Source organism: Streptomyces laurentii, from assembly GCF_040635425.1.
GTDB lineage: Bacteria > Actinomycetota > Actinomycetes > Streptomycetales > Streptomycetaceae > Streptomyces > Streptomyces laurentii.
In genome coordinates this window covers 144,138-167,890 of sequence record NZ_JBEYHT010000006.1, presented here as the reverse complement: position 1 = coordinate 167,890, position 23,753 = coordinate 144,138, and the positions used below count along the sequence as shown (strand labels likewise).

General features: G+C 73.6%; 21 protein-coding genes. 2 read left to right on the top strand and 19 right to left on the bottom strand.

Features of this window, described 5'->3' with window-relative positions:
• Window positions 1-19: 19 nt before the first annotated feature.
• The 11 genes from topA to ABZ693_RS06170 form a co-directional block, all read right to left on the bottom strand.
• Window positions 20-2,908, bottom strand: a complete 2,889-nt coding sequence (gene topA, locus ABZ693_RS06220; protein WP_359873901.1) for a type I DNA topoisomerase — start codon at window positions 2,906-2,908, stop codon at window positions 20-22.
• Window positions 2,909-3,454: 546 nt separating this feature from the next.
• Window positions 3,455-3,652: a hypothetical protein gene (locus tag ABZ693_RS06215; protein WP_359873899.1), complete on the bottom strand. Its 198-nt coding sequence runs from the start codon at window positions 3,650-3,652 to the stop codon at window positions 3,455-3,457.
• Window positions 3,653-3,939: 287 nt separating this feature from the next.
• Complete coding sequence (locus ABZ693_RS06210) at window positions 3,940-4,731, bottom strand: ABC transporter permease (RefSeq protein WP_359873897.1); 792 nt, start codon at window positions 4,729-4,731, stop codon at window positions 3,940-3,942.
• A gap of 11 nt (window positions 4,732-4,742) precedes the next feature.
• Window positions 4,743-5,546, bottom strand: a complete 804-nt coding sequence (locus ABZ693_RS06205) for an ABC transporter permease (protein WP_359873895.1) — start codon at window positions 5,544-5,546, stop codon at window positions 4,743-4,745.
• Complete coding sequence (locus tag ABZ693_RS06200; RefSeq protein ID WP_359873893.1) at window positions 5,543-6,541, bottom strand: ABC transporter ATP-binding protein; 999 nt, start codon at window positions 6,539-6,541, stop codon at window positions 5,543-5,545. The genes ABZ693_RS06205 and ABZ693_RS06200 overlap by 4 nt, the downstream gene beginning before the upstream one ends.
• Before the next feature lie 90 nt (window positions 6,542-6,631).
• A complete protein-coding gene (locus ABZ693_RS06195) occupies window positions 6,632-7,645 on the bottom strand; it encodes a helix-turn-helix domain-containing protein (protein WP_359873891.1) in 1,014 nt (337 codons plus the stop codon).
• Window positions 7,642-9,204 carry a DUF7059 domain-containing protein gene (locus ABZ693_RS06190; RefSeq protein WP_359873889.1) on the bottom strand — a complete coding sequence of 521 codons (1,563 nt, stop codon included), beginning with the start codon at window positions 9,202-9,204 and terminating at the stop codon, window positions 7,642-7,644. The genes ABZ693_RS06195 and ABZ693_RS06190 overlap by 4 nt, the downstream gene beginning before the upstream one ends.
• A 222-nt stretch (window positions 9,205-9,426) precedes the next feature.
• Complete coding sequence (locus ABZ693_RS06185; RefSeq protein WP_359873887.1) at window positions 9,427-10,008, bottom strand: prolipoprotein diacylglyceryl transferase; 582 nt, start codon at window positions 10,006-10,008, stop codon at window positions 9,427-9,429.
• 177 nt (window positions 10,009-10,185) lie between these two features.
• A complete protein-coding gene (locus ABZ693_RS06180) occupies window positions 10,186-12,540 on the bottom strand; it encodes a sodium-translocating pyrophosphatase (RefSeq protein ID WP_359873885.1) in 2,355 nt (784 codons plus the stop codon).
• A 257-nt stretch (window positions 12,541-12,797) separates the two neighbouring features.
• Window positions 12,798-13,256: an ATP-binding protein gene (locus tag ABZ693_RS06175; RefSeq protein WP_359873883.1), complete on the bottom strand. Its 459-nt coding sequence runs from the start codon at window positions 13,254-13,256 to the stop codon at window positions 12,798-12,800.
• A 111-nt stretch (window positions 13,257-13,367) separates the two neighbouring features.
• Window positions 13,368-13,721 (bottom strand): STAS domain-containing protein, encoded by a 354-nt coding sequence (locus tag ABZ693_RS06170; protein ID WP_345487142.1) that lies wholly within the window; start codon window positions 13,719-13,721, stop codon window positions 13,368-13,370.
• A gap of 79 nt (window positions 13,722-13,800) precedes the next feature.
• Here ABZ693_RS06170 and ABZ693_RS06165 point away from each other — a divergent pair, with 79 nt between their 5' ends.
• A complete protein-coding gene (locus ABZ693_RS06165) occupies window positions 13,801-16,320 on the top strand; it encodes a DEAD/DEAH box helicase (RefSeq protein ID WP_359873880.1) in 2,520 nt (839 codons plus the stop codon).
• Here ABZ693_RS06165 and ABZ693_RS06160 read toward each other — a convergent pair.
• The 7 genes from ABZ693_RS06160 to ssd are packed head-to-tail and all read right to left on the bottom strand — an operon-like array spanning window position 16,220 to window position 21,141.
• Window positions 16,220-16,630: an Rv3654c family TadE-like protein gene (locus ABZ693_RS06160; RefSeq protein ID WP_359873878.1), complete on the bottom strand. Its 411-nt coding sequence runs from the start codon at window positions 16,628-16,630 to the stop codon at window positions 16,220-16,222. The genes ABZ693_RS06165 and ABZ693_RS06160 overlap by 101 nt on opposite strands.
• Window positions 16,627-16,983, bottom strand: coding sequence for a TadE family type IV pilus minor pilin (locus tag ABZ693_RS06155; RefSeq protein WP_359873876.1), 357 nt, complete (start codon window positions 16,981-16,983; stop codon window positions 16,627-16,629). Before ABZ693_RS06155 ends, ABZ693_RS06160 begins: the two co-directional genes overlap by 4 nt.
• A complete protein-coding gene (locus ABZ693_RS06150) occupies window positions 16,970-17,179 on the bottom strand; it encodes a DUF4244 domain-containing protein (protein WP_359873874.1) in 210 nt (69 codons plus the stop codon). The genes ABZ693_RS06155 and ABZ693_RS06150 overlap by 14 nt, the downstream gene beginning before the upstream one ends.
• A 54-nt stretch (window positions 17,180-17,233) precedes the next feature.
• On the bottom strand, window positions 17,234-17,992 hold the full coding sequence (locus tag ABZ693_RS06145; protein WP_359873872.1) for a type II secretion system F family protein: 759 nt from the start codon (window positions 17,990-17,992) through the stop codon (window positions 17,234-17,236).
• A complete protein-coding gene (locus tag ABZ693_RS06140) occupies window positions 17,989-18,867 on the bottom strand; it encodes a type II secretion system F family protein (protein ID WP_435842356.1) in 879 nt (292 codons plus the stop codon). Before ABZ693_RS06140 ends, ABZ693_RS06145 begins: the two co-directional genes overlap by 4 nt.
• Before the next feature lie 28 nt (window positions 18,868-18,895).
• A complete protein-coding gene (locus ABZ693_RS06135) occupies window positions 18,896-20,047 on the bottom strand; it encodes a TadA family conjugal transfer-associated ATPase (RefSeq protein WP_359873870.1) in 1,152 nt (383 codons plus the stop codon).
• Window positions 20,044-21,141, bottom strand: coding sequence for a septum site-determining protein Ssd (ssd, locus tag ABZ693_RS06130; protein ID WP_359873979.1), 1,098 nt, complete (start codon window positions 21,139-21,141; stop codon window positions 20,044-20,046). The genes ABZ693_RS06135 and ssd overlap by 4 nt, the downstream gene beginning before the upstream one ends.
• A gap of 535 nt (window positions 21,142-21,676) precedes the next feature.
• Here ssd and ABZ693_RS06125 point away from each other — a divergent pair.
• A complete protein-coding gene (locus tag ABZ693_RS06125) occupies window positions 21,677-22,525 on the top strand; it encodes an HAD-IB family hydrolase (protein WP_359873868.1) in 849 nt (282 codons plus the stop codon).
• A gap of 360 nt (window positions 22,526-22,885) precedes the next feature.
• Here ABZ693_RS06125 and ABZ693_RS06120 read toward each other — a convergent pair whose 3' ends face one another.
• Window positions 22,886-23,704 (bottom strand): Fic family protein, encoded by an 819-nt coding sequence (locus ABZ693_RS06120; RefSeq protein WP_359873866.1) that lies wholly within the window; start codon window positions 23,702-23,704, stop codon window positions 22,886-22,888.
• Window positions 23,705-23,753 lie beyond the last annotated feature (49 nt).

Sequence of the window (23,753 nt, the reverse complement as noted above, 5' to 3'; positions counted from 1 at the left end):
CGGACCCGCCGGGCGGGGCTTACTCCGCGCCGGAGTCGTCCGCCGTCGCCGTCCTGGCGGCGGCGGTGGTGGACTTGGCGGCCGTCTTCTTCGCCGCCGTCTTGGCCGTCGTCTTGGCCGTCGTGGTCTTCTTGGCCGCGGTCTTCTTCGCCGCGGCCGTCTTGGCGGTCGTGGTCTTCTTCGCGGCGGTCTTCTTGGCCGCCGTCTTCTTCGCCGGCGCCTTCTTGGCCGCCTTCTTCGCGGGACCCTTGGCCCGCTTCTCGGCGAGCAGCTCGTAGCCGCGCTCCGGCGTGATCGTCTCGACGCTGTCGCCGGTGCGCAGGGTCGCGTTGGTCTCGCCGTCCGTCACGTACGGGCCGAAGCGGCCGTCCTTGACGACCACCGGACGCTCGCTGACCGGGTCGGTGCCCAGTTCCTTCAGCGGCGGCTTGGCGGCGGCCCGGCCACGCTGCTTGGGCTGGGCGTAGATCGCCAGCGCCTCCTCCAGCGTGATCGTGAACAGCTGCTCCTCGTCCGTGAGGGAGCGCGAGTCCGTGCCCTTCTTCAGGTACGGGCCGTATCGGCCGTTCTGCGCGGTGATCTCGACGCCCTCGGCATCGGTGCCGACCACGCGGGGCAGCGACATCAGCTTGAGCGCGTCCTCGAGGGTGACGGTGTCCAGGGACATCGTCTTGAAGAGCGAGGCGGTACGCGGCTTGACCGCGTTCTTGCCGGTCTTCGGGGTGTCCTCGGGCAGGATCTCCGTCACGTACGGGCCGTAGCGGCCGTCCTTGGCGACGATCTGGTGGCCGGTCACCGGGTCGGCGCCCAGCTCGAAGTCGCCGCTCGGCTTGGCGAGCAGCTCCTCCGCGTACGCGACGGTCAGCTCGTCGGGCGCCATGTCGTCGGGGACGTCGGCGCGCTGGTGGCCTTCCTGGTCCTTCTCGCCGCGCTCGACGTACGGGCCGTAGCGGCCGACGCGCAGCATGATGCCGTCGCCGACCGGGAAGGACGAGATCTCCCGGGCGTCGATGGCGCCGAGGTCGGTGACCAGCTCCTTCAGACCGCCGAGGTGGTCGCCGTCGCCGTTCCCGGCGTCCGCCGCGCCGCTCTCGCCGGCCCCGGGGCCGCCGCCCTCTCCGAAGTAGAAGCGCTTGAGCCACGGCACGGCCTTCGCCTCACCGCGCGCAATGCGGTCGAGGTCGTCCTCCATCCTGGCGGTGAAGTCGTAGTCGACGAGCCGCCCGAAGTGCTTCTCCAGGAGGTTGACGACGGCGAAGGAGAGGAACGACGGCACGAGCGCCGTCCCCTTCTTGAAGACGTAGCCGCGGTCGAGGATGGTGCCGATGATCGAGGCGTACGTCGACGGGCGGCCGATCTCGCGCTCTTCCAGCTCCTTGACCAGGGAGGCCTCGGTGTAGCGGGCGGGCGGCTTGGTGGCGTGCCCGTCGACCGTGATCTCCTCGGCCGCGAGCGCGTCGCCCTCGGCGACCTGCGGCAGCCGCCGCTCGCGGTCGTCCAGCTCGGCGTTCGGGTCGTCGGCCCCCTCCACGTACGCCTTCATGAAGCCGTGGAAGGTGATGGTCTTGCCGGAGGCCGAGAACTCGGCGTCGCGGCCGTCGGCGGCGGTGCCGCCGATCTTCACGGTGACGGAGTTTCCGGTCGCGTCCTTCATCTGGGAGGCGACGGTCCGCTTCCAGATCAGCTCGTACAGCCGGAACTGGTCGCCGGTCAGGCCGGTCTCCGCCGGGGTGCGGAAGCGGTCGCCGGAGGGGCGGATCGCCTCGTGCGCCTCCTGGGCGTTCTTGACCTTGCCCGCGTAGACACGCGGCTTCTCCGGCAGGTACTCGGCGCCGTAGAGCTGGGTGACCTGCGCGCGGGCGGCCGACACGGCGGTGTCGGACAGCACGGTGGAGTCCGTACGCATGTAGGTGATGAAGCCGTTCTCGTACAGCTTCTGCGCCACCTGCATGGTCGCCTTCGCACCGAACCCGAGCTTGCGGCTGGCCTCCTGCTGGAGGGTGGTGGTGCGGAAGGGCGCGTACGGGGAGCGGCGGTACGGCTTCGACTCGACCGAGCGGACGGCGAAGCGCGTGCCGGCGAGGGAGGCGGCGAGCGCGCGGGCCTTCTCCTCGTCGAGGTGGAGCACGCCGGCGTTCTTCAGCCGCCCGTCGGCGCCGAAGTCACGGCCCTGCGCGACCCGCTTGCCGTCGACCGTCGCGAGCCGCGCGACCAGCGACGACGGGTCGGACGGGTCACCGGTGCGGCCGGTGGAGAAGGTGCCGGTGAGGTCCCAGTACTCGGCGGAACGGAAGGCGATGCGCTCGCGCTCCCGCTCGACGACGAGACGGGTGGCGACGGACTGGACGCGGCCGGCGGACAGGCCGCGCATGACCTTCTTCCACAGGACCGGCGAGACCTCGTAGCCGTAGAGGCGGTCGAGGATGCGGCGGGTCTCCTGGGCGTCGACCATCCGCTTGTTCAGCTCGCGCGGGTTGCGCACGGCCTGCTGGATCGCGTCCTTGGTGATCTCGTGGAAGACCATCCGGTGGACCGGGACCTTGGGCTTCAGGACCTCCTGGAGGTGCCACGCGATGGCCTCGCCCTCGCGGTCCTCATCGGTGGCGAGGAAGAGCTCGTCGGACTCGGCGAGCAGTTCCTTCAGCTTCCGGACCTGAGCCTTCTTGTCGGCGTTGACGACATAGATGGGCTGGAAGTCGTGGTCGACGTCGACGCCGAGCCGGCGCACCTCGCCGGTGTACTTCTCCGGCACCTCGGCGGCGCCGCTCGGGAGGTCGCGGATGTGCCCGACGCTCGCCTCGACGACGTAGCCGGGGCCGAGGTAGCCCTTGATCGTCTTCGCCTTGGCAGGCGACTCGACGATGACGAGTCGGCGGCCGCCCTGTGCGGTCTCGCTGGTCGGGGACAACTTCGCTCTTCTCTCCGGTCGACGCTCTCTGGCACGTACTGCGTACTGACGGCGTACGGACGGCACGGCGCACGTACGGTGCTGGCACGCACGGCAGCGCACGTACGGTGACACTGTCGTCGCTGCGGAGTGTGACGGTACAACCCGCCCCCGTGTCAAACGGCAAAAGCCCGCAACGGCCACTCGAACGGTAACCCGACTCCTGCCCATCCCGCCGCCCGGACTCCCGGACCGACACCATGACGTCCTCCCGGACGCCCTTCCGGCGGGCCCCGGGAACGGGCCCGGGGAATATGCGGACGACAGCCGCGGCACGGCCACGGGCGGGGTCGGGGGCAAGGTCGCGGACGCGTCAGGGGTACGGGATGGGGCGGCCCGGGCGCGGGACGGCGCCGGTCCGGGACGCAGGCACGGCACCGTCGTAGCCGAAGCCTGGCCGGGCCCGACCAGGGCCACCGCGCGGGACCAGCCCTCACCGGCCAGGGCTCAGCGCACGAGATTCGACGCCCAGGACTCAGCAGCCATGGCAAAGCCGTCGGCCACCCGTCACAGCCGGCCGAAGCACCAGATCCCGAGCAGCAGGGAGGCCGCGCCGGACAGGGTCGTGACGACGGCGGCGGTACGCGGCGCCACGCCGAGCGCGACGGGCTCGCCCTGCCGCAGCCGGACGCCGGTCCACAGCAGCAGCGCGGCTCCGAACAGCGCGAACGCCGCTCCCGCGAAGATCGCCGGCCCGCTCTCCATGCCCGTACCCCGTTCCCCTCGCCATGGCCTCACAACGGACCTTTCGGGCCCGTGGCGCCGAGCGTGGCAGCCCTCGGCATCGGCATGGCGAACTCCCGGTGAACGGCGTGGACGGCCCCGGCCGCGCCTCCGGCCGCTCTTTCCGTACCCCCCGGAACACCCCGCTCCGGTCCCCTCCGTCTCCGTCCGGTCCAGTCCGACCGGGCCTCAGGCGGAAAACGGTATTCCGCTCCCCTTCCCCTTCGTGTGCCTCGTTCCCCGGCCCCTCCTCCGGTCCCCTTCCCTCGTCACATCACATCGAGCGTGGCCCGCCGTCGGCTCCCCCGCTCGAAGAGCGCGAGCAGCAGGACCGCGAGCACCGCGTACCCCGCACCGACCAGGGCCTCGGCCCCGAGCAGTCGCGGGTCGAGCCCGCCGCCGGCGGTGAGGCGGCGCGCCGCGTCCGCCGCGTGGGTCAGCGGCAGCAGGTCCCCGGCCACGCGCATCCACTCCGGCAGGGTCTCCCGGGGCACGGCCGCGCCCGTGAGGAGCAGGAGCAGCGAGCTCGCCACGTTCGACACCAGGAACACGTCCCGGAAGCGCAGCCCGAGCGCCCCGAGCGCGAGCCCGAACGCCGAGCACGCCCCGGCGCCCGCGAGCAGCACGAGCCCGAGTCCGGGCAGCGCGCCCGCCGGCACGGGCAGACCGAGCACCGTCGCGGCGGCGGTGAGCACGAAGGCGCTGACGAACAGCCCGTTGAGGACGTAGGGCAGGGCGCGCCCGGCCCACAGCGGGATCCGGTGCCGGGGCGAGAGCAGGACGGCGCCGAGCGTGCCGTACCGGCGCTCGTTGGCGACGGCCATGGTGCCGCCGTACACGCAGGAGGCGGAGGCTGCGAGGACGGCGTTCCCGACAAGATGGAAACGGTCGTCCGCGACGCCGAGTTCCCGCCCCAGGAAGACGAAGAAGAAAACCTGGAGGAGCGGCCCGGCCAGCAGGGTTCCGATGAACATCGGCGGGGTCGTCCAGTTGAACAGGGCGCGGTAGGAGATCGCCCCGCCGACCACGAGCAGCCGGGCGGAGGCACGGAAGCGGAACATCTGTCGGCCTTTCAGGCGAGGGCGAGCGTGGCGGCGGCCCGGGCCCGGCGCTCCACCCGGCCGAGGACGAGAACGGCGGCCAGGGCGTACGCGGCGCCGAGGCCCGCGGCGACGGCCAGCGGGACGAGGACGTCCCCGGCGGCGGGCCCGCCGGAGACCGTCGCGTGCACGGCCCGGGCGCCCCAGGTGGTGGGCAGCGCCCAGGACAGCGGATGCGTCCAGGCGGGCAGCGCGGTGACCGGCACGAGCAGCCCGGACAGCAGCCAGACGGGCGTGTCGAGCGGGTTGGCCAGGGCGTTGGCGTTCCGCAGCAGCACGAAACAGGCGGCGAGCAGCAGGCCCATCATGCCGAGGGCGAGCACGCAGACCGGGACGGCGAGCAGGAAGAGCAGCGGGTGCGCGAAGTCCAGCGGCACCCTGAAGAGGACCACGCCCCACAGCACGGTCGCGCCCATCGCGTACGTGCCGATGACGGCGGTCGCGAGGGTGATCGGCAGCAGGACGAGGGCGAGCGGGGTCGGCGCGGCGACCAGGGTCTCCAGGGTGCCGAGCCAGCGCTGGTTCTGCACGGCGCCGCCCGAACCGAAGAGCACCGAGCCCCAGATGCCCATGAGTCCGGCCCCGACGGCGGCGTCGAGCAGCCGGTCGGGATCGCCCGCGGCACGGAACAGGTAGACGGCGAGGGTCGCGTAGACGAGGGGGACGAGGACGGCGAAGGTGATCTCGAGCGGCGAGCGCGACATGTACGAGACGTGGGTGCGTACCCCGACGCCGATCAGCCGCGGCAGGCGCCCCGGCCGCGGCCCGCGGGTCACTCGGTCACCTCCACGCGCGGCGGGAGAGCAGCGTCCTCCACGATGGCGATGTAGGCGTCCTCCAGGGAGGGTTCGCGGGCGGCGACCCGGCCGATCCGTACGCCGTCGAGCGCGGCCAGGACCGGCGCGAGCGGTTCGGTGCCCCGGTCGGTCTGCACGGTGAGGGTCTGGGCGGTGCCGCGTTCCGCCACGGAGACCCCGCGCACGCCGGGGATGCGCCGGATCCGTTCCAGCGCGTCCTCGCCCGCCCCGTACACCTCGATGTCGAGGACGTCCCGGTCCCCGACACGGGACTTGAGGCTGTCGGGGGTGCCGAGCGCGCGGATCCGGCCGCCCGCGATGACGGCGACGCGGTCGCACAACTCGTCGGCCTCGGCCATGTAGTGGGTGGTGAGCAGCACGGTGGTACGGGCGGCGGTGAGGTCCGCGACGGTGCGGCGCAGGTCGCGGGCAGCGACCGGGTCGACGCCGATGGACGGCTCGTCAAGAAAGAGGACGTCGGGGTGGTGCAGCAGCCCGCGCGCGATGTGCAGCCGCTGCCGCATGCCGCGCGAGTAGCCCTCGACGCGCTCCCGTTCGCGGCCCGTGAGGCCGACCAGGTCGAGAAGTTCGGCGATGCGCCGCTTCTGGCCGCGGGCCTCGACGCCGTACAGCTCGGCGAAGTAGCGGAGGTTGTCGAGCGCGCTGAGCCGGTCGTAGAGGCCGCGGTCGCCGCCGAAGACGTAGCCGATGCGGCGGCGTACGGCGACGGGGTCGCGGGCCACGTCGTGGCCGAACACCCGGGCCGTGCCGGAGGTCGGCAGGAGCAGGGTGTTGAGCATCTTGATGGTGGTGGTCTTGCCGGCGCCGTTGGGTCCGAGCAGGCCGAACAGTTCGCCGGGCGCCACCTCGAAGGTGACTCCGCGGACGGCCTCGGTCTCGGTCCGGTGCGGCCGGAACCATCCGGTCCGGCTGGTGTAGGTGCGGCGCAGCGCGTCCGCTTCGATGGCGAGCATGGCCGGGAGTCTGCGGGCGCGGGACAGACCGGGGCCATCGATTCGGAAGCGCCCGAATCGTCGGGACGCCCCGGCCCGCCGAGGCGCCGTTCAGGCCGCCGCGGTGCCCAGCACGCCCTCGCCCGCGAGCAGCGCGAGCAGCGAACGCCCGGTGTCCGTCAGCTGGTAGTAGACGGAGCGGCCCACCCGGTGTCGGGTGACGACGCCCGCGCCGGCCAGCAGCGACAGGTGTTCGGAGACGGTGCTGGGCGCGAGGCCGAGCCGGTCGGCGAGACCGGCGGTGGTCAGCGGTCCGGCCAGTTCACGCAGGACGGCGGCCCGGCCTCGGCCGAGGAGCAGCCCGAGCCGGTCGCCGCCGTCGGCGGGTCCGGGCGTCCGTTCGCGCAGCGCGGCGGCGCCCCTGGCCTGGAAGGAGACGGCGAGGACCTCGGGGTCGTCGGTGGAGTAGAGCCGGCAGCCCTCGGCGAAGACGAGCGGCACGAGCACGAGCCGCCGCTCCCCCGCCGCGTACTCCGCGTCGATGTACTTGGTCAGTTCGAGCACCGGCCGCTCCCACCGCGCCCGGCTCTCCAGGCCGCCGAACAGCGCGTCGACGCCCTCGGTCGCGAACGTCCGGGCGCGGAGCAGGACTTCGTCCTCGACGAGTCGGCGCATCACCGGCCAGCACGGGGCGATGGCCTCCTCCCACCAGGCGGCGTACGCGTCGGCGAGCGCCGCGCACGCGGCCTGCGGGTCCGTCAGATACGGCCGCAGGAAAGGTTCTTCGCCCATGCCGGGGTAGCAAACGGCGACCTGGGCGCGGACGAACGCCGGGTCGGTGGCCCGCAGCTGGTCCAGTTCCTCGTACACGTCGGGGGTGCCCAGCGGCCGGGGCATCAGGAAGTCGGAGACTCCGGGCGGCCCTTCGGTGAACAGCTCCCACAGCGGCCGCAGCCGGTCGTCCTCCCGCCACACCGCGCGGGCGTGGCCCGCCCACTCCTGGTACGGCCAGGAGGGGGCGCGCCCCGGCAGCTGGAGGTGCGCGGCGCAGAACGCGTCGCGCAGCGGGCTCATCGCGATCCGGGTCGCGCCGAGCGCGGCCTCGTCCAGCTCGATCCGTATCAAGCAGCGCCCCCGTCGGCGGCCGGCAGCAGGAAGCCCTCCTCGACCAGGAGCCGGATGGCCTGCGGGGTGCGGTCCCGCAGCACGACCGGGTCCTCGCCGGTGAGCTGGGCGATCGCGTCCAGGATCCGCCCGGCGCTCAGCGTCCCGTCGCACACGCCCGCGAACCCGGCGGCCACATGGTCGACGCGGGTCGCGCGGCGCATCCCCCGGTTCTGCCGCAGCAGCACGTGCTCGGGGTCCTCGGAGCCGGGCAGGCCGACCTGCTCCTGCACGACCTCGGGCGCGAGGACGAAGTGGCCGGTGAGCAGCGCGGCGTCGTCGTGGCCGCGCAGGTAGTCCTGGCGCTCGAAGTGGGCGCGCACGGTGTCGCCGAGGGGCTGCTCGACGGGGTGCGGCCATTCCTCGACGACGATCGACGGCTCGATCGCGCCGGCGGCGACGGCCGGGTTCTTGCGGAGGGTGATCCAGCCGAAGCCGATGCCCTTGGTCTTGCGGGCCTCGAACTCGTCGAGCCAGCGCCCGTACGCCCGGCGGTACTCGGCCGGGTCGCCCTGGTGGTCGCCGCTGTCGCGCAGCCACAGCTCGGTGTACTGGGTGACGTCCTGGACCTCGCGCTGCACGATCCAGGCGTCGCAGCCGGCCGGCACCCAGGAACGCAGCCGGTCCTGCCACTCCTCGCCCTCGACGTGCTGCCAGTTGGCGAGGAACTGGGCGTAGCCGCCGTCGTTGAGCCGCTCGCCGGCCTGCCGCACGAGCGTGCGGCACAGGTCGTCGCCGCCCATGCCGCCGTCGCGGTAGGTGAGCCCGGCACCGGGGGAGATCACGAACGGCGGGTTGGAGACGATCAGGTCGTACGTGTCGCCGTCGACCGGCTCGAACAGCGAGCCCTGGCGCAGGTCGGCCTCGCCGGCCCCGGACAGGGCGAGGGTGAGCCGGGTGAAGTCGAGGGCGCGCGGGTTGAGGTCGGTGGCGGTGACCTGGGTGGCGTGCCGGGAGGCGTGCAGCGCCTGGATGCCGGAGCCGGTGCCCAGGTCGAGGGCGGTGGCCACGGGGGTGCGGACGGTGATGCCGGCGAGGGTGGTGGAGGCGCCGCCGACACCGAGGACGACGGCCTCGCCCGCCACGTCACGGCCCTGCTTGCCGATGCCGCCCGCGCCGCCGACGGCGCAGCCGAGGTCGGAGACGATGAACCAGTCCTCGCCGTCGGGGCCGCCGTACGGACGGACGTCGACCGTGGCGAGCACGGCGTCGTCCTCCCGTACCACCCAGCCGTCGGCGAGCGCGTCCTCAAGGGGCAGCGCGGCCGCGGCCCGGTCGTGCTCCACGGGCTGCTGGAGCAGGAACAGCCGGACGAGGGTGTCCAGCGCGGAGTCGCCGCGGGTGGCACGGAGGGCGGGCACGGTCTCGCTGCGGGCGAGGGCCGCGTACGCCTGGGCGCCGAGCCGGTCGAGCAGACCGTCGGCGGTGAAGTCGGCGGCGAGCAGGGCCTCGCGCAGTCGGGCGGCGTGCGCGGGCACCGGGAGGCTGGGGGTGGTGCTGGTCGTACTCACGTGCCCCATTGTGACGGCCACCACCGGCAACCGCCGCCACCGCCACCGCGCACGCGGCGCGGGACCCGTAGGGGAACCCCGTCACCCTCACGCCGCGGCAGGGCCGGTCCGGCGCGACACGCCGTACCGGCCCTGCCCTGCGACCGCGAGCCCTGAGCTGTCCCGTACGGGAATCTCCAGGGGCGCACGCCCGCGCGCCGCCCCGCGCGCAGCCGTCGTTCAGCCGGCTGCTCAGCCCTCGGAGCCGCCCTGGGGGGACGGCGGCACGGACGCCTTCGGCGTCTGGCAGCCCGGCTGCTTGGCCATGGCCTGGCCCAGCTCGCCGGACTGGAGCTTGGCGATGGCGGCCTGGTCCATGTTCTGGATCTTCGCCAGGTTGTCGGAGACGGTCTTGAGCCCGTCGGCGAACTTCTGCTGGTCCGCCGTGTCGAGCGCGTCGACCTGCTTCTTCAGGTCGTCGTAGGCCGCGGCCGTGGCGTTGAGCTGCTTGACGGCGTCCTGCTTGATCTTCTCGCCGTTGTCGACCGGCGGCGTCCCGGCGCTCTCTACCGCCTTGGCCAGCGCGCGGTCGGCGGCGGCGATGTCCGCGAAGGCCTTGGAGTCGGCGGCCTGGATGGTGGCGGGCTTGCTGTCGGCAGCCGTGGAGATGATCAGCTGGTTGGCGTTCGCGCGCTTCTGGATCTGCGGCTTCGCCGAATCGCAGAAGGTCTTCGCCCAGTCGTCGACCTTGTTGCCGTCGTCGCCTCCGCAACCGGACAGCACGAGCATCAGTACCGCGCCGCCGGACAGTGCGGCCGCAAGCTTCTTGTTCACCGGATCGGTCCCTTCCAAGGCTCTCGGCCCCGGAACATACACGCCACGGGCGCATCATCCACTGATCATGCGAGCGGTTCATCCCATATTGCAGTCTTTTGAACCAAGCAGACAGGGGTGGACGTCACGTCAGGAGCCTCGACTCCGAACGATCTTGACAGGGCATCAACAAGCCGGTCAGGGGGCGACGGCGGCACCCGGCGACGAACCGTTTCGCTCGGGCGTGTCGCCCCCGACCGCCACCGGGCGGCGCCGGGCGACCCCGACCGCGACGACGATGACCGCGAACGCCACGGCCGCGACCAGCACGCGCAGCCACAGCCGGGCCCCCGCGCCGTAACCGAACCGCACGATCGCCGGCGCGATCAGCAGCGCCACCAGGTTCATCACCTTCAGGAGCGGGTTGATCGACGGGCCCGCGGTGTCCTTGAACGGGTCGCCGACCGTATCCCCGATGATGGTCGCGGCATGCGCCGGGCTGCCCTTCCCGCCGTACCGGCCGTCCTCGACCAGCTTCTTCGCGTTGTCCCAGGCACCGCCGGAGTTGGCGAGGAAGACGGCCATCAGCGCGCCGGTGGCGATGGCTCCGGCGAGGTACGCGCCGAGCGCGCCGACCCCGAGGGCGAAGCCGACCGCGAGCGGGGCCATCACGGCGAGCAGGCCGGGCGTGGCGAGTTCGCGCAGCGCGTCCTTGGTGCAGATGTCGACGACCCGTCCGTACTCGGGCTGCTCGCTGTAGTCCATGATCCCGGGATGCAGGCGGAACTGCCGCCGCACCTCGAACACCACCGCGCCCGCCGCCCGCGAGACGGCGTTGATGGCGAGCCCGGAGAAGAGGAAGACCACCGCGGCGCCGAGCACCATCCCGAAGAGGTTGTTCGGCTGCGAGATGTCCATGGACAGGGTCGCCTCGTCCGCCTTCGCGCCGACCTCGGCGACGGAGGTCGCGATGGTGTCCCGGTACGAGCCGAACAGCGCGGCCGCCGCCAGGACCGCGGTCGCGATCGCGATGCCCTTGGTGATCGCCTTGGTGGTGTTGCCGACGGCGTCGAGGTCGGTGAGCACCCGCGCGCCCGCGCCCGTCACGTCGCCGGACATCTCGGCGATGCCCTGCGCGTTGTCGGCGACAGGGCCGAAGGTGTCCATGGCCACGATCACACCGACCGTGGTGAGCAGACCGGTGCCGGCCAGCGCGATCGCGAACAGCGCCAGCATGATCGAGGACCCGCCGAGCAGGAACGCCCCGTAGACGGCGAGACCGATCAGCGTGGCCGTGTAGACCGCGGACTCCAGGCCGATCGCGACGCCCGCCAGGACCACGGTCGCGGGGCCGGTCAGGGACGACGCGCCGATGTCGCGGACGGGGCGGCGGCCGGTCTCGGTGAAGTAGCCGGTGAGCTGCTGGATGAGCGCGGCGAGCACGATGCCGATCGCCACGGCGACCAGGGCGAGGACCCGCGGATCACCGCCGTGGCCGGGGATGCCGGGGTCGGTGACGCCCTGAAGCGCGGCGTACGAGGAGGGGAGGACGGCGAAGGCGGCGACCGCGACGAGGGCGAGCGAGATCAGCGCGGAGAGGAAGAAGCCCCGGTTGACGGCGGTCAGGCCGCTGCGGTCGGAGCGGCGCGGGGCCACCGCGAAGATGCCGACCACCGCGGTGACCACGCCGATCGCCGGGACCATGAGGGGGAAGGCGAGCCCGATGTCGCCGAAGGCCGCCTTGCCGAGGATGAGCGCGGCGACGAGCGTGACGGCGTACGACTCGAAGAGGTCGGCGGCCATGCCCGCGCAGTCGCCGACGTTGTCGCCCACGTTGTCGGCGATGGTGGCGGCGTTGCGCGGGTCGTCCTCGGGGATGCCCTGCTCGATCTTGCCGACGAGGTCGGCGCCGACATCGGCGGCCTTGGTGAAGATGCCGCCGCCGACCCGCATGAACATCGCGATGAGCGCGGCACCGAGGCCGAAGCCCTCCAGGACCTTGGGGGCGTCGGCGGCGTACACGAGCACCACACAGGAGGTGCCGAGCAGGCCGAGGCCGACGGTGGACATGCCGACCACACCACCGGTGCGGAACGCGATCTTCATCGCGTGGTGCGCGACGACGGGCAACTCCTTCGGCGGCTCTCCGGGGGCGGGCGTCGCCTCCCGGGCCGCGGCGGCGACCCGGACGTTCGCGCGGACGGCCAGCCGCATGCCCACGTATCCGGTGACCGCCGAGAAGAGCGCGCCGACCAGGAAGAAGAGCGAGCGCCCGGCGCGCTGGGACCAGGTGTCGGCGGGCAGCAGGAACAGCAGGAAGAACACGGCGACGGCGAAGATCGCGAGCGTACGCAGCTGCCGGGCCAGGTACGCGTTCGCGCCCTCCTGGACGGCCGCCGCGATCCGCCGCATGGCCTCGGTGCCCTCGTCGGCCCGCAGGACCTGGCGGACCAGGAGCCGGGCCACGAGGAGCGCCGCCAGCGCGACCACGGCGACGACGGCGACGATCACGCGGTTTCCCTGGGTGAGCACCGCGGCTGCGAGATCCGTCATGTCCGCCTCCAGACATCACGACGTCAGGACAAAGCGGATTCTATGGATGCAAAGCACCTCAAATCAGGGCACAGCATTCCCTGGTCGTGAATACCTTCGAAGTGCCGCCGAACGCGGTAACGAACACAGTGGCGAATGAAACCAGCCAAAATATGCGCTCAGAGATCTCGACAACGCGAAAAAGGCCCCGCTGGGCGGGGCCTTCTCGGGGTCTTCGGAGTCCGCGGGCGCTCCGGCGGTCCTCCGAGACCGGCAGGTCAGCTGAAGGCGGCGTCCGGGTTGGCGGGCCAGCGCATCCGGATGGTGCCACCCTCCTCGCCGGCGCTCACCTCCACGTCGTCGACGAGCCCGCGGATCACCGCGAGACCCATCTCGTCCTCGCCGTCGGCGTCGTCGAAGTCCTCGGCCGGCGCCGCGTCACGCGCGCCGGGCACCCCGGCGGCGTCGGCGGCCGCCACACCGGCACCCGGCACCTCGTCGCCGACCTCGATCGTGAAGGACTTCTCCTCCTCCGTCAGCGCGACCCGGACCGGGGTGGTGACCCCGTTGCTGCGATGCAGCCCGACCGCACGCGAGCACGCCTCGCCGACCGCGAGCCGGACCTCGTCGAGGACCGCCTCGTCGACCCCGGCCCGTCTCGCCACCGCGGCGGCCACGAGACGGGCCGTACGGACGTGCTCGGGCTGGGCACTGAAGAGGAGTTCCACGGTTGCCATGCGATCCCCCTGGGATGCTCGACGGTTCGCGGGGCCGAGGCGGGCGGGTAAGCCCTCGGAGCCTGTCCGGTGGTTCCTGGTCGGACAGGCCCGCGGTGGCGACGCCCGGCCTCAGTCGGCGGCGTTGATGGCCTCGTCGACCGAGGTGTGGATCGGGAACACCTTGGTGAGGCCGGTGATCCGGAAGATCTTGAGAATGCGCTCCTGGTTGCACACCAGACGCAGCGATCCCTCATGCGCGCGCACGCGCTTCAGGCCGCCCACCAGCACACCGAGGCCGGTCGAATCGAGGAAGTCCACGCCTTCCATGTCGACAACCAGGTGGTAGCTGCCGTCGTTCACCAACTCGACCAACTGCTCGCGCAGCTTGGGCGCGGTATACACATCAATCTCGCCACCGACCTCGACGACCGTACGGTCGCCATTGGGGCCGGGCACAGTGCGAGTCGACAGAGACAGGTCCACGGGTCCTCCAGCACCTAGCTATCGAGCGGCCGTCCCTCGGAACTCCCGTGTGGAGCCACGGGACGGAACGCCGGCCGCGATGGCATTCAATCACTTACCGGCTGCCATGCACGACGCCTTGGAAGCATTGTCCGTCACGCCGGTGACACACTCGGTGCCGATGGCCGAGAAACACCGCCCCAGCCGACCCGCCGGAGAACCGGGCAATCGCCCCTCTCCCGGCGAGGTCCTCGACCGGCTCTCCAGTGGCGAGAGCCGGGCCGCGCGCATCACTCATACGGAGCATCTGCCCGCCCGTACGGGCCGCCATGCCGTATGGCCGCACCGCGTCCGGGCCGAGGTGATCGCCGCCATCGAGAAGGCCGGCATCGACCATCCCTGGGCCCATCAGGCCGAGGCCGCCGAGCACGCTCTGGACGGCACCTCAGTGGTGATCGCCACAGGAACCGCCTCGGGCAAGTCGCTCGCCTATCTCACTCCCGTCCTGTCCACGCTCCTGGACGGCTCCGAGGCCGCCAACGGGCGCGGCGCCACCGCCCTGTACCTCGCCCCGACGAAGGCCCTCGCCGCCGACCAGCGGCGCGCCGTCCGCGAACTCGCCGCCCCGCTCGGCAACCGGATCCGGCCCGCCGTCTACGACGGCGACACTCCGGTGGAGGAACGCGAGTGGGTCCGCCAGTACGCGAACTACGTCCTCACCAACCCCGACATGCTGCACCGCGGCATCCTGCCCTCCCACCCCCGCTGGTCCTCCTTCCTGCGCTCCCTGCGCTACGTCGTCGTCGACGAATGCCACACCTACCGGGGCGTCTTCGGCTCCCATGTCGCCCAGGTGCTGCGCCGGCTGCGGCGCGTGTGCGCCCGGTACGGCTCCGAGCCGGTCTTCCTGCTCGCCTCGGCCACCTCCGCCGACCCGGCCCGGGCCGCCGGCCGGCTCACCGGTCTGCCCGTCACCGAGGTGGCCGACGACGCCTCCCCGCGCGGCGAGCTGGTGTTCGCCCTGTGGGAGCCGCCGCTGACCGAACTGCACGGCGAACACGGCGCCCCCGTCCGGCGGTCCGCCACCGCCGAGACCGCCGACCTGCTGACCGACCTGACCGTGCAGGGCGTCCGCTCGGTCGCCTTCGTGCGCTCCCGGCGCGGCGCCGAGCTGATCTCGGTCATCGCCCAGGAACGCCTCGCCGAGGTCGACCGCTCCCTCGTCCGCAGGGTCGCCGCCTACCGCGGCGGCTACCTCCCCGAGGAACGGCGGGCCCTGGAGCGCGCCCTGCACTCCGGCGAACTCCTCGGCCTGGCCGCGACCACCGCCCTCGAACTGGGCGTCGACGTCTCCGGCCTGGACGCCGTCGTGATCGCCGGCTACCCCGGCACCCGCGCCTCGCTGTGGCAGCAGGCCGGCCGCGCCGGGCGCTCGGGCGAGGGCGCGCTGGCGGTCCTGGTCGCCCGGGACGACCCGCTGGACACCTTCCTGGTCCACCACCCCGAGGCGATCTTCCGGCAGCCGGTCGAGTCGACCGTCCTGGATCCCGACAACCCGTACGTCCTCGCCCCCCATCTGTGCGCCGCGGCGGCCGAACTGCCGCTGACCGAATCCGACCTGGAGCTCTTCGGCCCCGCCGTACCGGACCTGCTGCCCCAGCTGGAGGCGGCCGGACTGCTGCGCCGCCGCGCCACCGGCTGGTACTGGACCCGCCGGGAGCGGGCCGCCGACCTCACCGACATCCGGGGCGGCGGAGGCAGTCCGGTCCGGATCGTCGAGACCGGCACCGGCCGGCTGCTCGGGACCGTCGACGAGGCCGCCTCGCACGCCTCCGTCCACGAGGGCGCCGTCCACCTCCACCAGGGCCGCACCTATCTGGTCCGCGAGCTCGACCTCGAGGACTCCGTCGCCCTGGTCGAGGAGGCGAACCCGCCGTACTCCACCACCGCCCGCGACACCACCGCCATCTCCGTCCTGTCCACCGACACCGAGATCCCCTGGGGAGCCGGCCGCCTCTGCTACGGCTCCGTCGAGGTCACCAACCAGGTCGTCTCCTTCCTCCGCCGCCGTCTCGTCACGGGCGAGGTGCTCGGCGAGACCAAGCTCGACCTGCCGCCGCGCACCCTGCGCACCCGGGCCGTGTGGTGGACGGTCACCGAGGACCAGCTCGACGCCGCCCGGATCAACCCGGAGATCCTCGGCGGCGCCCTGCACGCCGCCGAACACGCCTCCATCGGCATGCTTCCCCTCTTCGCCACCTGCGACCGCTGGGACATCGGCGGCGTCTCCGTACCGCTGCACCCCGACACCCTGCTGCCGACCGTCTTCGTCTACGACGGGCACCCGGGCGGCGCGGGCTTCGCCGAGCGCGCCTTCCACACCGCCCGCGCCTGGCTCACCGCCACCCGGGAGGCCATCGCCTCCTGCGAGTGCGAGGCCGGCTGTCCCTCCTGCATCCAGTCCCCGAAGTGCGGCAACGGCAACGACCCGCTCCACAAACGAGGCGCCGTCCGCCTCCTCACGGAACTCCTGCGCGGGGCGCCGGCAGACTCGCCGGAGCCGGCCGGCCCGTCAGCCCCGGCAGACCCCGAGGCACCGGCGGGCCCGCCCGCGACCTGACCTCCGCCGCCCAGGGGCCGACGGCGACCCTGGCGGTGACCTCCGCGACGTCCTCACGGACACCGCAGCGCGGAAGGGTGGCGCCCTGGGCCTCGGCCACCCGGAGGGCGGCCGCGCAGGCGTCCGGCTCGCCCCACAGGGAGCGGTCCGCGGCGGCGAGGGCCGCCAGGTCGGCCGCCGCCCCGGCCCGGTGGCGGGCGGTCACGGCCTGCCCGAGGGCGAGAACCGCGCCGAACACCACGCACAGCGCGCACGCGGCGAACGCCGCCCACACCGTCGCCACACCCCGGTCGTCCCGGTGCCGGCTCACGGCGCCGCCTCCCCCACGGTGTCCTCGGCGAGCGCCGCCGCCCCGGCCCGCAGGGTCAGCCCCAGGCCGCCGGGACCGGGCGCTCTCGCCTCCACGGTGACCCGCCACAGCTCGCCCTCCCGCACCACGATGACCCGGGCGCCGTCGGGGGCCGCCGCGCGGGCCGCGGCCCTGGCGGCGGGCTCCGGCTCGGAGCGGGCCACCGCCCGCGCCCCGGCCCTGGCCGCGTCCACGCACCGGATCTGGGCGGCGGCAGCGGCCAGCCCCCACAGCAGGGCCGCCGTGAACAGGACCAGCACGGGCAGGACGACCGCCGCCTCCGCGGTCACCGACCCCCGGTCAGAACGGCGCATCGAGGGCCTTGCCGATCACCGATTCCAGGGCCTTCGACACCGTGCCGCTCGTGACCACCTTGTAGAGCACGGCCGCGAAGGCCGCGGCGGCGATCGTGCCCATCGCGTACTCGGTGGTGCTCATGCCCGCGTCGCGCCCCGCCGACGCCGTCCGGACCCGCCACCAGGTCCCCAGTCGCTTCCAGGCCTTCGGCATCACAGCTTTCTCCTCGTCTCGTTGGTCTTGTTCGTGATCTCGCGTGTCATGCCGTCACCGGCCGTCGAGCAGTCCGCTCGCCAGCCCGATCACCACCGGGGCCACCCCCACCGCCAGGAAGGCGGGCAGGAAACACAGCCCGACCGGCGCCGTGATCAGCACCTGCGCCCGCTGGGCCCGGGTCGCCGCCGCGCGGGCGCGGGCCGCCCGCAGTCCCTCGGCGTGCCGTGCCACGGCCTCGGCGGCGGGCGCCCCGGACGAGGCCGCGCGTTCCAGGCAGCGGGCCAGGCCCTCCGCGCCGGGTATCGCCCCGAACCTCCGCCACACCTCGGCCGGTTCGCCGCCGAGCCGCAGCTCCGCCGCCGTACGGACCAGCCGTCCGCCGACGGGCCCGCCCAGCGACCGGCCCACCGCCTCGGCCGCCTCACCGGGCGCGGCCCCGGCCGAGGCGCAGGCCGCCAGGAGATCGGCGGCGAGCGGCAGCTGGCGCTCCGTCTCCGCCCGTTCGGCCAGGCTCTCCGGGGTGTCGCGGGCTCGGCGCGAGCGCCACCACCACAGCCCCCAGGCGACACCGGCACCGGCCGGCGGCCCCGTCAGGCCGCCGATCAGCACGTACGTCGCGAGCCCCGCCCCGCACGGCACACCCCAGGCCCGCACCCAGGACGGCACGGAGCGACGCCGCCGGGCCGCGGCGACCGGCTCGATCCCGAGCAACAGCGCGAGGCACCGGCGCGACCGCCGTCCCCGCCGCCGCTCGACCACCGCGCCGACCACGGTCACCAGCGCGCAGAGCGCCGCCAACACCGCCGTCACAGCCGCTCACCGCCCCGCACGATCCGGGTCGCCCACCACAGCCCCGCGGCCTCCAGAGCGCCACCGACGAGCAGGCAGCCGAAGCCCGCCGGGGTGTGCAGCAGCACCTCCAGGGGCTGGGCCCCGAGCGCCGCCCCGAGCCCGAGCCCCGCGACCGGCAGGACGGCGAGGACCGCCACCGTGGCCCAGGCGCCGGCCAGTTGGGCCCGTAGCCGCTCCCGCTGGTCCCGGTGGGCGCGGAGCGCCGTCTCCAGCCGGTCCAGGCCGGCGGCCAGACCCGCGCCTCCGTCGACGGCGACCTGCCAGCAGGCGGCCAACCCAGCCAGTCCGTCGGCGCCGTCCCGCCTCGCCGCCCGGCGCAGCGCCTCCGGCACGTCCCCGCCGAACCGGGCCGCCGCGAGCACCGCCGCCTCCTGACCGTCGAGCGCCCCCGTCGTCCGCGCCGCGAACGCCAGTGCCTGAGCGGGCTGCCAGCCGGCCTTCAGCTCTCCCGCGACGGCCCCGCACAGGGCCACCACCCGGTCGGCGCGCGCGTCCCGCTCCGCGCGCTCCCGGGCGGTCCGCAGCCCCCGTCCCACCAGCGGCACCGCCGCCGCTCCCGCGAGCAACGGCAGCGGCGAGGCGCCGAGCAGCGCGATCACGGCCGCCACGGGCAGGCACAGCCACTCCCGCCGCCCGCGCACCGCGCCCCACCAGCGCCCCAAGGCCACGGGCACCACCAGCGCGTCCGCCCCGCCCGGCAGCGCCAGGACCACCCGCGCTCTGCGCAGCGCCCTCCGCCGCCCGGCCGTCCACCACCAGAACGCCACGACGCACAGCACCGCCACGCCCGTCGTCGCACTCGTCCCCGTCGTCAGCGTCGTCAGGGTCGTCACCGTCGTCGTCCCCTTCCGGCTCCGGCCCTCATCGGGCCCCGTCCCCGATCAGCGACCACAGCCGCCCCCAGCCCCGCTCCCGCGCGAACCCGTCCGCCGCCCAGCGCAGCGCGGGCACCGTCGTGACCAACCCCTCGCGGTCCCGTTCCAGGACGTGCACCTCGGCGATCCGCCGCTGCCCCGACCGGTCCCGCACCAGGTGCAGCACCGCCGAGAGCCCGGCGCCCAACTGGCTGTGCAGGGCCGCCCGGTCGAGCCCCGCCGAGGTCCCGAGCGCCTCCAGCCGAGCCGGTACGTCCGCCGCCGTGTTCGCGTGGACGGTCCCGCAGCCGGCGTGGCCGGTGTTGAGAGCGGCCAGCAGATCGACCGCCTCGGGGCCCCGGACCTCGCCGACCACCAGCCGGTCCGGCCGCATCCGCAGGGCCTGGCGCACCAGATCCCGCAGGGTCACGAGTCCGGCGCCCTCCTGGTTGGGCGGCCGGGCCTCCAAGCGCACCACATGCGGGTGGTCGGGGCGCAGTTCGGCCGAGTCCTCGGCGACGACGATCCGCTCGCGCCCGCCGACCAGGCCGAGCAACGTGCTCAGGAGCGTGGTCTTTCCGGATCCGGTTCCGCCGCTGACGAGGAACGAGACCTGGGCCTCGACCAGCGCCCGCAGCAGTGGCTCGCCGCCCGGCGGGACGGTGCCCGCCTCGGTCAGCTCGGCCACCGAGAAGGCCCTCGGCCGCACCACCCGGAGCGAGAGGCAGGTCGAGCCGACGGCGATCGGGGGCAGGACGGCGTGCATCCGGGTGCCGTCCGGGAGCCGGGCGTCGACCCAGGGCCGGGCGTCGTCGAGCCGGCGTCCGGCCACGGCCGCGAGCCGCTGGGCGAGCCTGCGGACCGCCGCCGCGTCCGGGAAGGTCACGCCGGTCGGTTCGAGCCCGGCGCCGCGGTCCACCCAGACCCGGTCGGGCGCGCAGACCAGGACGTCGGTGACGCGAGGGTCGGCGAGCAGCGGCTCCAGGGGGCCGGTGCCGATGAGTTCGCAGCGCAGTTCCTCGGCGGCGCCGAGCACTTCGGCGTCGCCCAGCAGCCGTCCCTGGGCCCGCAGTGCCGCCGCGACCCGTGCGGGGGTGGGTTCGGCACCGCTCTGCGCGAGCCGCTGCCGGACGGCGTCGAGCAGTCCCGCGCCGCTCATGCCGCACGCTCCACGAGCAGGACGCGCTCCCAGAACTCGGCGCAGAAGCGGCCGAGTCCGCCACGGGCGTCGGCGCCCGGCGGCGGGCCGCCGTCCCCGGCCGCCGAGAGCCCTGGTTCGCAGGGGAGTTCGCCGACGAGGGGCAGCCGCAGGGCGTCGGCGATCCATCGCTCGTCGAGTCCGGGGGCGTACGGGCCACAAACGGCCACCCGCAGATCGCGCAGCACCCGGCCCGCCACCGCGGCCACCCGGTGGGCGGCGGCGACGGCGCGCAGTTCGCCGGGGACGATCAGCAGTCCGAGGTCGAGCTGGGCGAGGGCCTCGGTGACCGTGCCGTCGATGCGGCGGGGCAGGTCGACCACGACGGCTCCACCGCGCCTGCGGGCGGCCGCGAGCACCGAGCGCATGGCCTCGGGCGGGACGGGCACCGGGTCGCCGCGGTCCCAGCTGAGCACCCGTACTCCGCGTACCAGGGGCAGGGACTCCTCCAGGGCGCCGCCCGCCACCCGCCCCTTCGAGGCCGCGAAGTCCGGCCAGCGCCGGCCTTCGGCGCGCTCGCCGCCGAGCAGGACGTCGAGTCCGCCGCCGAGCGGGTCGCCGTCGACGAGCAGGGTGCGCTGCCCGGCCCGCGCGGCGGCGAGCGCGAGGGCGCAGGACAGAGTCGAGGCCCCGGCTCCGCCGCGACCGCCGAGGACGCCGACGGTCAGAGCGGGCCGGCCGACGCCCTCGGCGGCGTCGGCGAGCAGGTCGACGAGCCGGCTCTCGTCGCGGGGCAGGTCGAGCACGCCTTCGGCGCCGATCTCGACGGCTCGCCGCCACTTGCCGGGGTCGTCGCCGAGGTCCCGGCCGACGAGCAGCACGCCGGGCCTGCGGGTGGCGCCCCGGCAGCGGCTCGCCGCGTCGTCGCCGACGAGGACGAGCGGGGGCCGGATCCAGCCCGACCGGGGCTCGGGCACCGCGTGGTACACCTCGGGTTCGGCGCCGGCGGCGGCGCACAGCCGCAGCAGGTCGTCGAGGAGCGCGAGGTCCTCCGTCACGATCAGCGGCCGGGCCGGGTGCCCCGTGTCCCGGTCCGCGACGGGGCCCGTCGCCACGCTCTCGGCCCGGGCGGATTCGTGGTCCGGGCGGGCGGCCGAACCGTCTCGCCGGGTCCTTCCGCGGGTGGTCGATCCCTTCACGGCGGCACACTCCTCACGTGATTCCTGCGGTCCGCGAACTTCGCGGCCGGAATCACCGTGCAGCCATCTCGGAAATCTTGTGGATCTTGCTGAAAAACTGTGGATAACTCGCCGGTTGTGAATAACTTCGCCACCCGAACCGGCACTGCCCGGAGAGCAGTCCATCGACTACGCTGAGTGACGAATCGGGGTCGCTCGCGGCCGTCCGACGTGTGCCCGTGCGCGGGCCGGGAAAGGGGTGGCGATGACGAGTCGACGGGCGAAAACCGCTCCGGACATGCGACGACCCCCGCCGGGGGGGAGAGCGGGGGTCGTCTCTCCGGCCGACTCGGGGGGGGAGGAGCCGGACCGGGTTAGCACGGTCGCGAACGATCCGTGACTTCCATGGTGTACCCGAGAGCCTTCTCAGGCAAACCCACGCGCCCCAGCGTACGCCGAATGGCGGGCACCTATGCTCGGGCTCGTGGAAAACCACTCGATGCCGCGCGCAGCCGCCTTCTTTGACCTGGACAAGACGGTCATTGCGAAGTCCTCGACGCTGACCTTCAGCAAGTCCTTCTACCGGGGCGGACTGATCAGTCGCCGTGCCGCACTGCGGACGGCGTACATCCAGTTCGTGTTCCTGGCAGGCGGAGCCGATCACGACCAGATGGAGCGGATGCGTGAATATCTTTCCGCGCTCTGCAAAGGCTGGAACGTCGCACAGGTCAAGGAGCTCGTCGCCGAGACCCTGCACGACCTGATCGACCCGATCATCTACGACGAGGCCGCCTCGCTCATCGAGGAGCATCACGCCGCCGGCCGCGACGTCGTGATCGTCTCGACCTCCGGGGCCGAGGTCGTCGAGCCCATCGGCGACATGCTGGGCGCCGACCGGGTCGTGGCGACCCGGATGGTGGTCGGCGAGGACGGCTGCTTCACCGGCGAGGTGGAGTACTACGCGTACGGCCCGACCAAGGCGGAGGCGGTCCGGGAGCTGGCCGCGTCCGAGGGCTACGACCTGGCGCGCTGCTACGCGTACAGCGACTCGGCGACCGATGTGCCGATGCTGGAGGCCGTCGGCCACCCGTACGCGGTGAACCCGGACCGGGCCCTGCGGCGCGAGGCGGCCGCGCGGGAGTGGCCGGTGCTGGTGTTCGACAAGCCGGTCCGGCTCAAGCAGCGGCTGCCCGCGTTCACCATGCCGGCCCGCCCGGCACTGGTCGCCGCGGTCGCCGTGGGCGCGGCGGCCGTCACGGCCGGCGTCGTCTGGTACACCGGGCGCCGTCGCCGGATCTCGTCCGCCCGCTGCTCTGCCTAGGCAGAGCCGAAGCACCGGCCGGGCCCGTCGTTTTGCCCGGCTTCCAGGGGAAAGCCAAAGAAGCGGAGTCAGGACTTTCGCTTCTTTCCGGACAGGAGTAGAAAGGAATCAGGCCCGCGAGACCGGGGACATCCGAGAGGATCACCCGTTGAGCAAGACGGCCCCACGGACCTGACGCACAGAAACCTGGCACCCACGCGACGTCGACCCTTCGATTAAGGGCCAGCCGCACCAGGCGCAGGGCAAAGCATCCCCGCCTGATGGGCATATATCGAGGACGCTTGGTAACTGGGTGGACGTGCCAGCGGCGGTACCGGAACCGGTACCGCCGCAACCCTTTGTGGAGAACCCCGAGTCGGCTCAGGCCGCGCCGCGCTGCAGCGCCTCGCAGACGGCCGTCGACTCGCGGACGCCGAGTTCGACCGCCCGCCCGCAGTGCGCGATCCAGGCCGCCATGCCGTCGGCGGTCCCCGACCGGTACCCCTCGAAGGCGGCCACGTAGGCGTCCCGCCCCAGTTCCGCGTGGCCGACCTCGGCCGGGCAGATCGACTTGGGGTCGAGACCGCTGCCGATCAGCACGATCCGCTCCGCGGCCCGGGCGATCAGCCCGTTGTGCGAGGTGAAGGGACGCAGGGCGAGCAGTTCGCCGTGCACCACGGCCGCCGTGACCAGGGCCGGGGCCTCGCCGCCCGCGATGATCAGCTCCGCGAGACCGTCGAGCCGGCCCGAGACCTCCTCGGGCGTCGGCAGCGGCGCCTCGATCAGCGGCTCGTCGACCGGCTCGCCCGCCTGACGCGGCCGGCCCGTCGAGTCGAGCGGCTCGCCCTGGGCGACCAGGTGCAGCCGGGCCAGCACTCGCAGCGGCGACTGGCGCCAGATGGAGAGCAACTGCCCGCATTCGGCGCTCAGTCGCAGCGCCGCACCCACGGTGCGGGACTCCGGGTCGGCACTGAAGTCGGTCCGCCGGCGGACCTCTTCCAGGGCCCAGTCGGCGCCCGCGAGCGCGGCCGAGCCGCGCGCCCCGCGCAGGGCCGCCTCGGAGGTGATCTCGTTGCTGCGGCGGCGCATCACACGGTGGCCGTACACGCGGTCGACAGCCTTGCGTACGGAGTCCACCGAGTCGGCGACGCCCGGCAGGGAGCCGAGGGCGGCCAGGGGGTCAGAGGCGTGCGTACTCATAAGTAGGGAGGCTACGCGCCCCGGGGCGCCACCCCACCTTGGAGTGGTC

What these genes read in the sequence shown, in the direction of transcription:
- ABZ693_RS06215 (WP_359873899.1), bottom strand. Translation starts at nt 3,652, where the DNA reads ATGGAGAGCGGGCCGGCGATCTTCGCGGGAGCGGCGTTCGCGCTGTTC.
- ABZ693_RS06210 (WP_359873897.1), bottom strand. Translation starts at nt 4,731, where the DNA reads ATGTTCCGCTTCCGTGCCTCCGCCCGGCTGCTCGTGGTCGGCGGGGCG.
- ABZ693_RS06200 (WP_359873893.1), bottom strand. Translation starts at nt 6,541, where the DNA reads ATGCTCGCCATCGAAGCGGACGCGCTGCGCCGCACCTACACCAGCCGG.
- ABZ693_RS06190 (WP_359873889.1), bottom strand. Translation starts at nt 9,204, where the DNA reads ATGGGGCACGTGAGTACGACCAGCACCACCCCCAGCCTCCCGGTGCCC.
- ABZ693_RS06180 (WP_359873885.1), bottom strand. Translation starts at nt 12,540, where the DNA reads ATGACGGATCTCGCAGCCGCGGTGCTCACCCAGGGAAACCGCGTGATC.
- ABZ693_RS06175 (WP_359873883.1), bottom strand. Translation starts at nt 13,256, where the DNA reads ATGGCAACCGTGGAACTCCTCTTCAGTGCCCAGCCCGAGCACGTCCGT.
- ABZ693_RS06165 (WP_359873880.1), top strand. Translation starts at nt 13,801, where the DNA reads ATGGCATTCAATCACTTACCGGCTGCCATGCACGACGCCTTGGAAGCA.
- ABZ693_RS06155 (WP_359873876.1), bottom strand. Translation starts at nt 16,983, where the DNA reads ATGCGCCGTTCTGACCGGGGGTCGGTGACCGCGGAGGCGGCGGTCGTC.
- ABZ693_RS06150 (WP_359873874.1), bottom strand. Translation starts at nt 17,179, where the DNA reads ATGCCGAAGGCCTGGAAGCGACTGGGGACCTGGTGGCGGGTCCGGACG.
- ABZ693_RS06135 (WP_359873870.1), bottom strand. Translation starts at nt 20,047, where the DNA reads ATGAGCGGCGCGGGACTGCTCGACGCCGTCCGGCAGCGGCTCGCGCAG.
- ABZ693_RS06125 (WP_359873868.1), top strand. Translation starts at nt 21,677, where the DNA reads ATGCTCGGGCTCGTGGAAAACCACTCGATGCCGCGCGCAGCCGCCTTC.
- ABZ693_RS06120 (WP_359873866.1), bottom strand. Translation starts at nt 23,704, where the DNA reads ATGAGTACGCACGCCTCTGACCCCCTGGCCGCCCTCGGCTCCCTGCCG.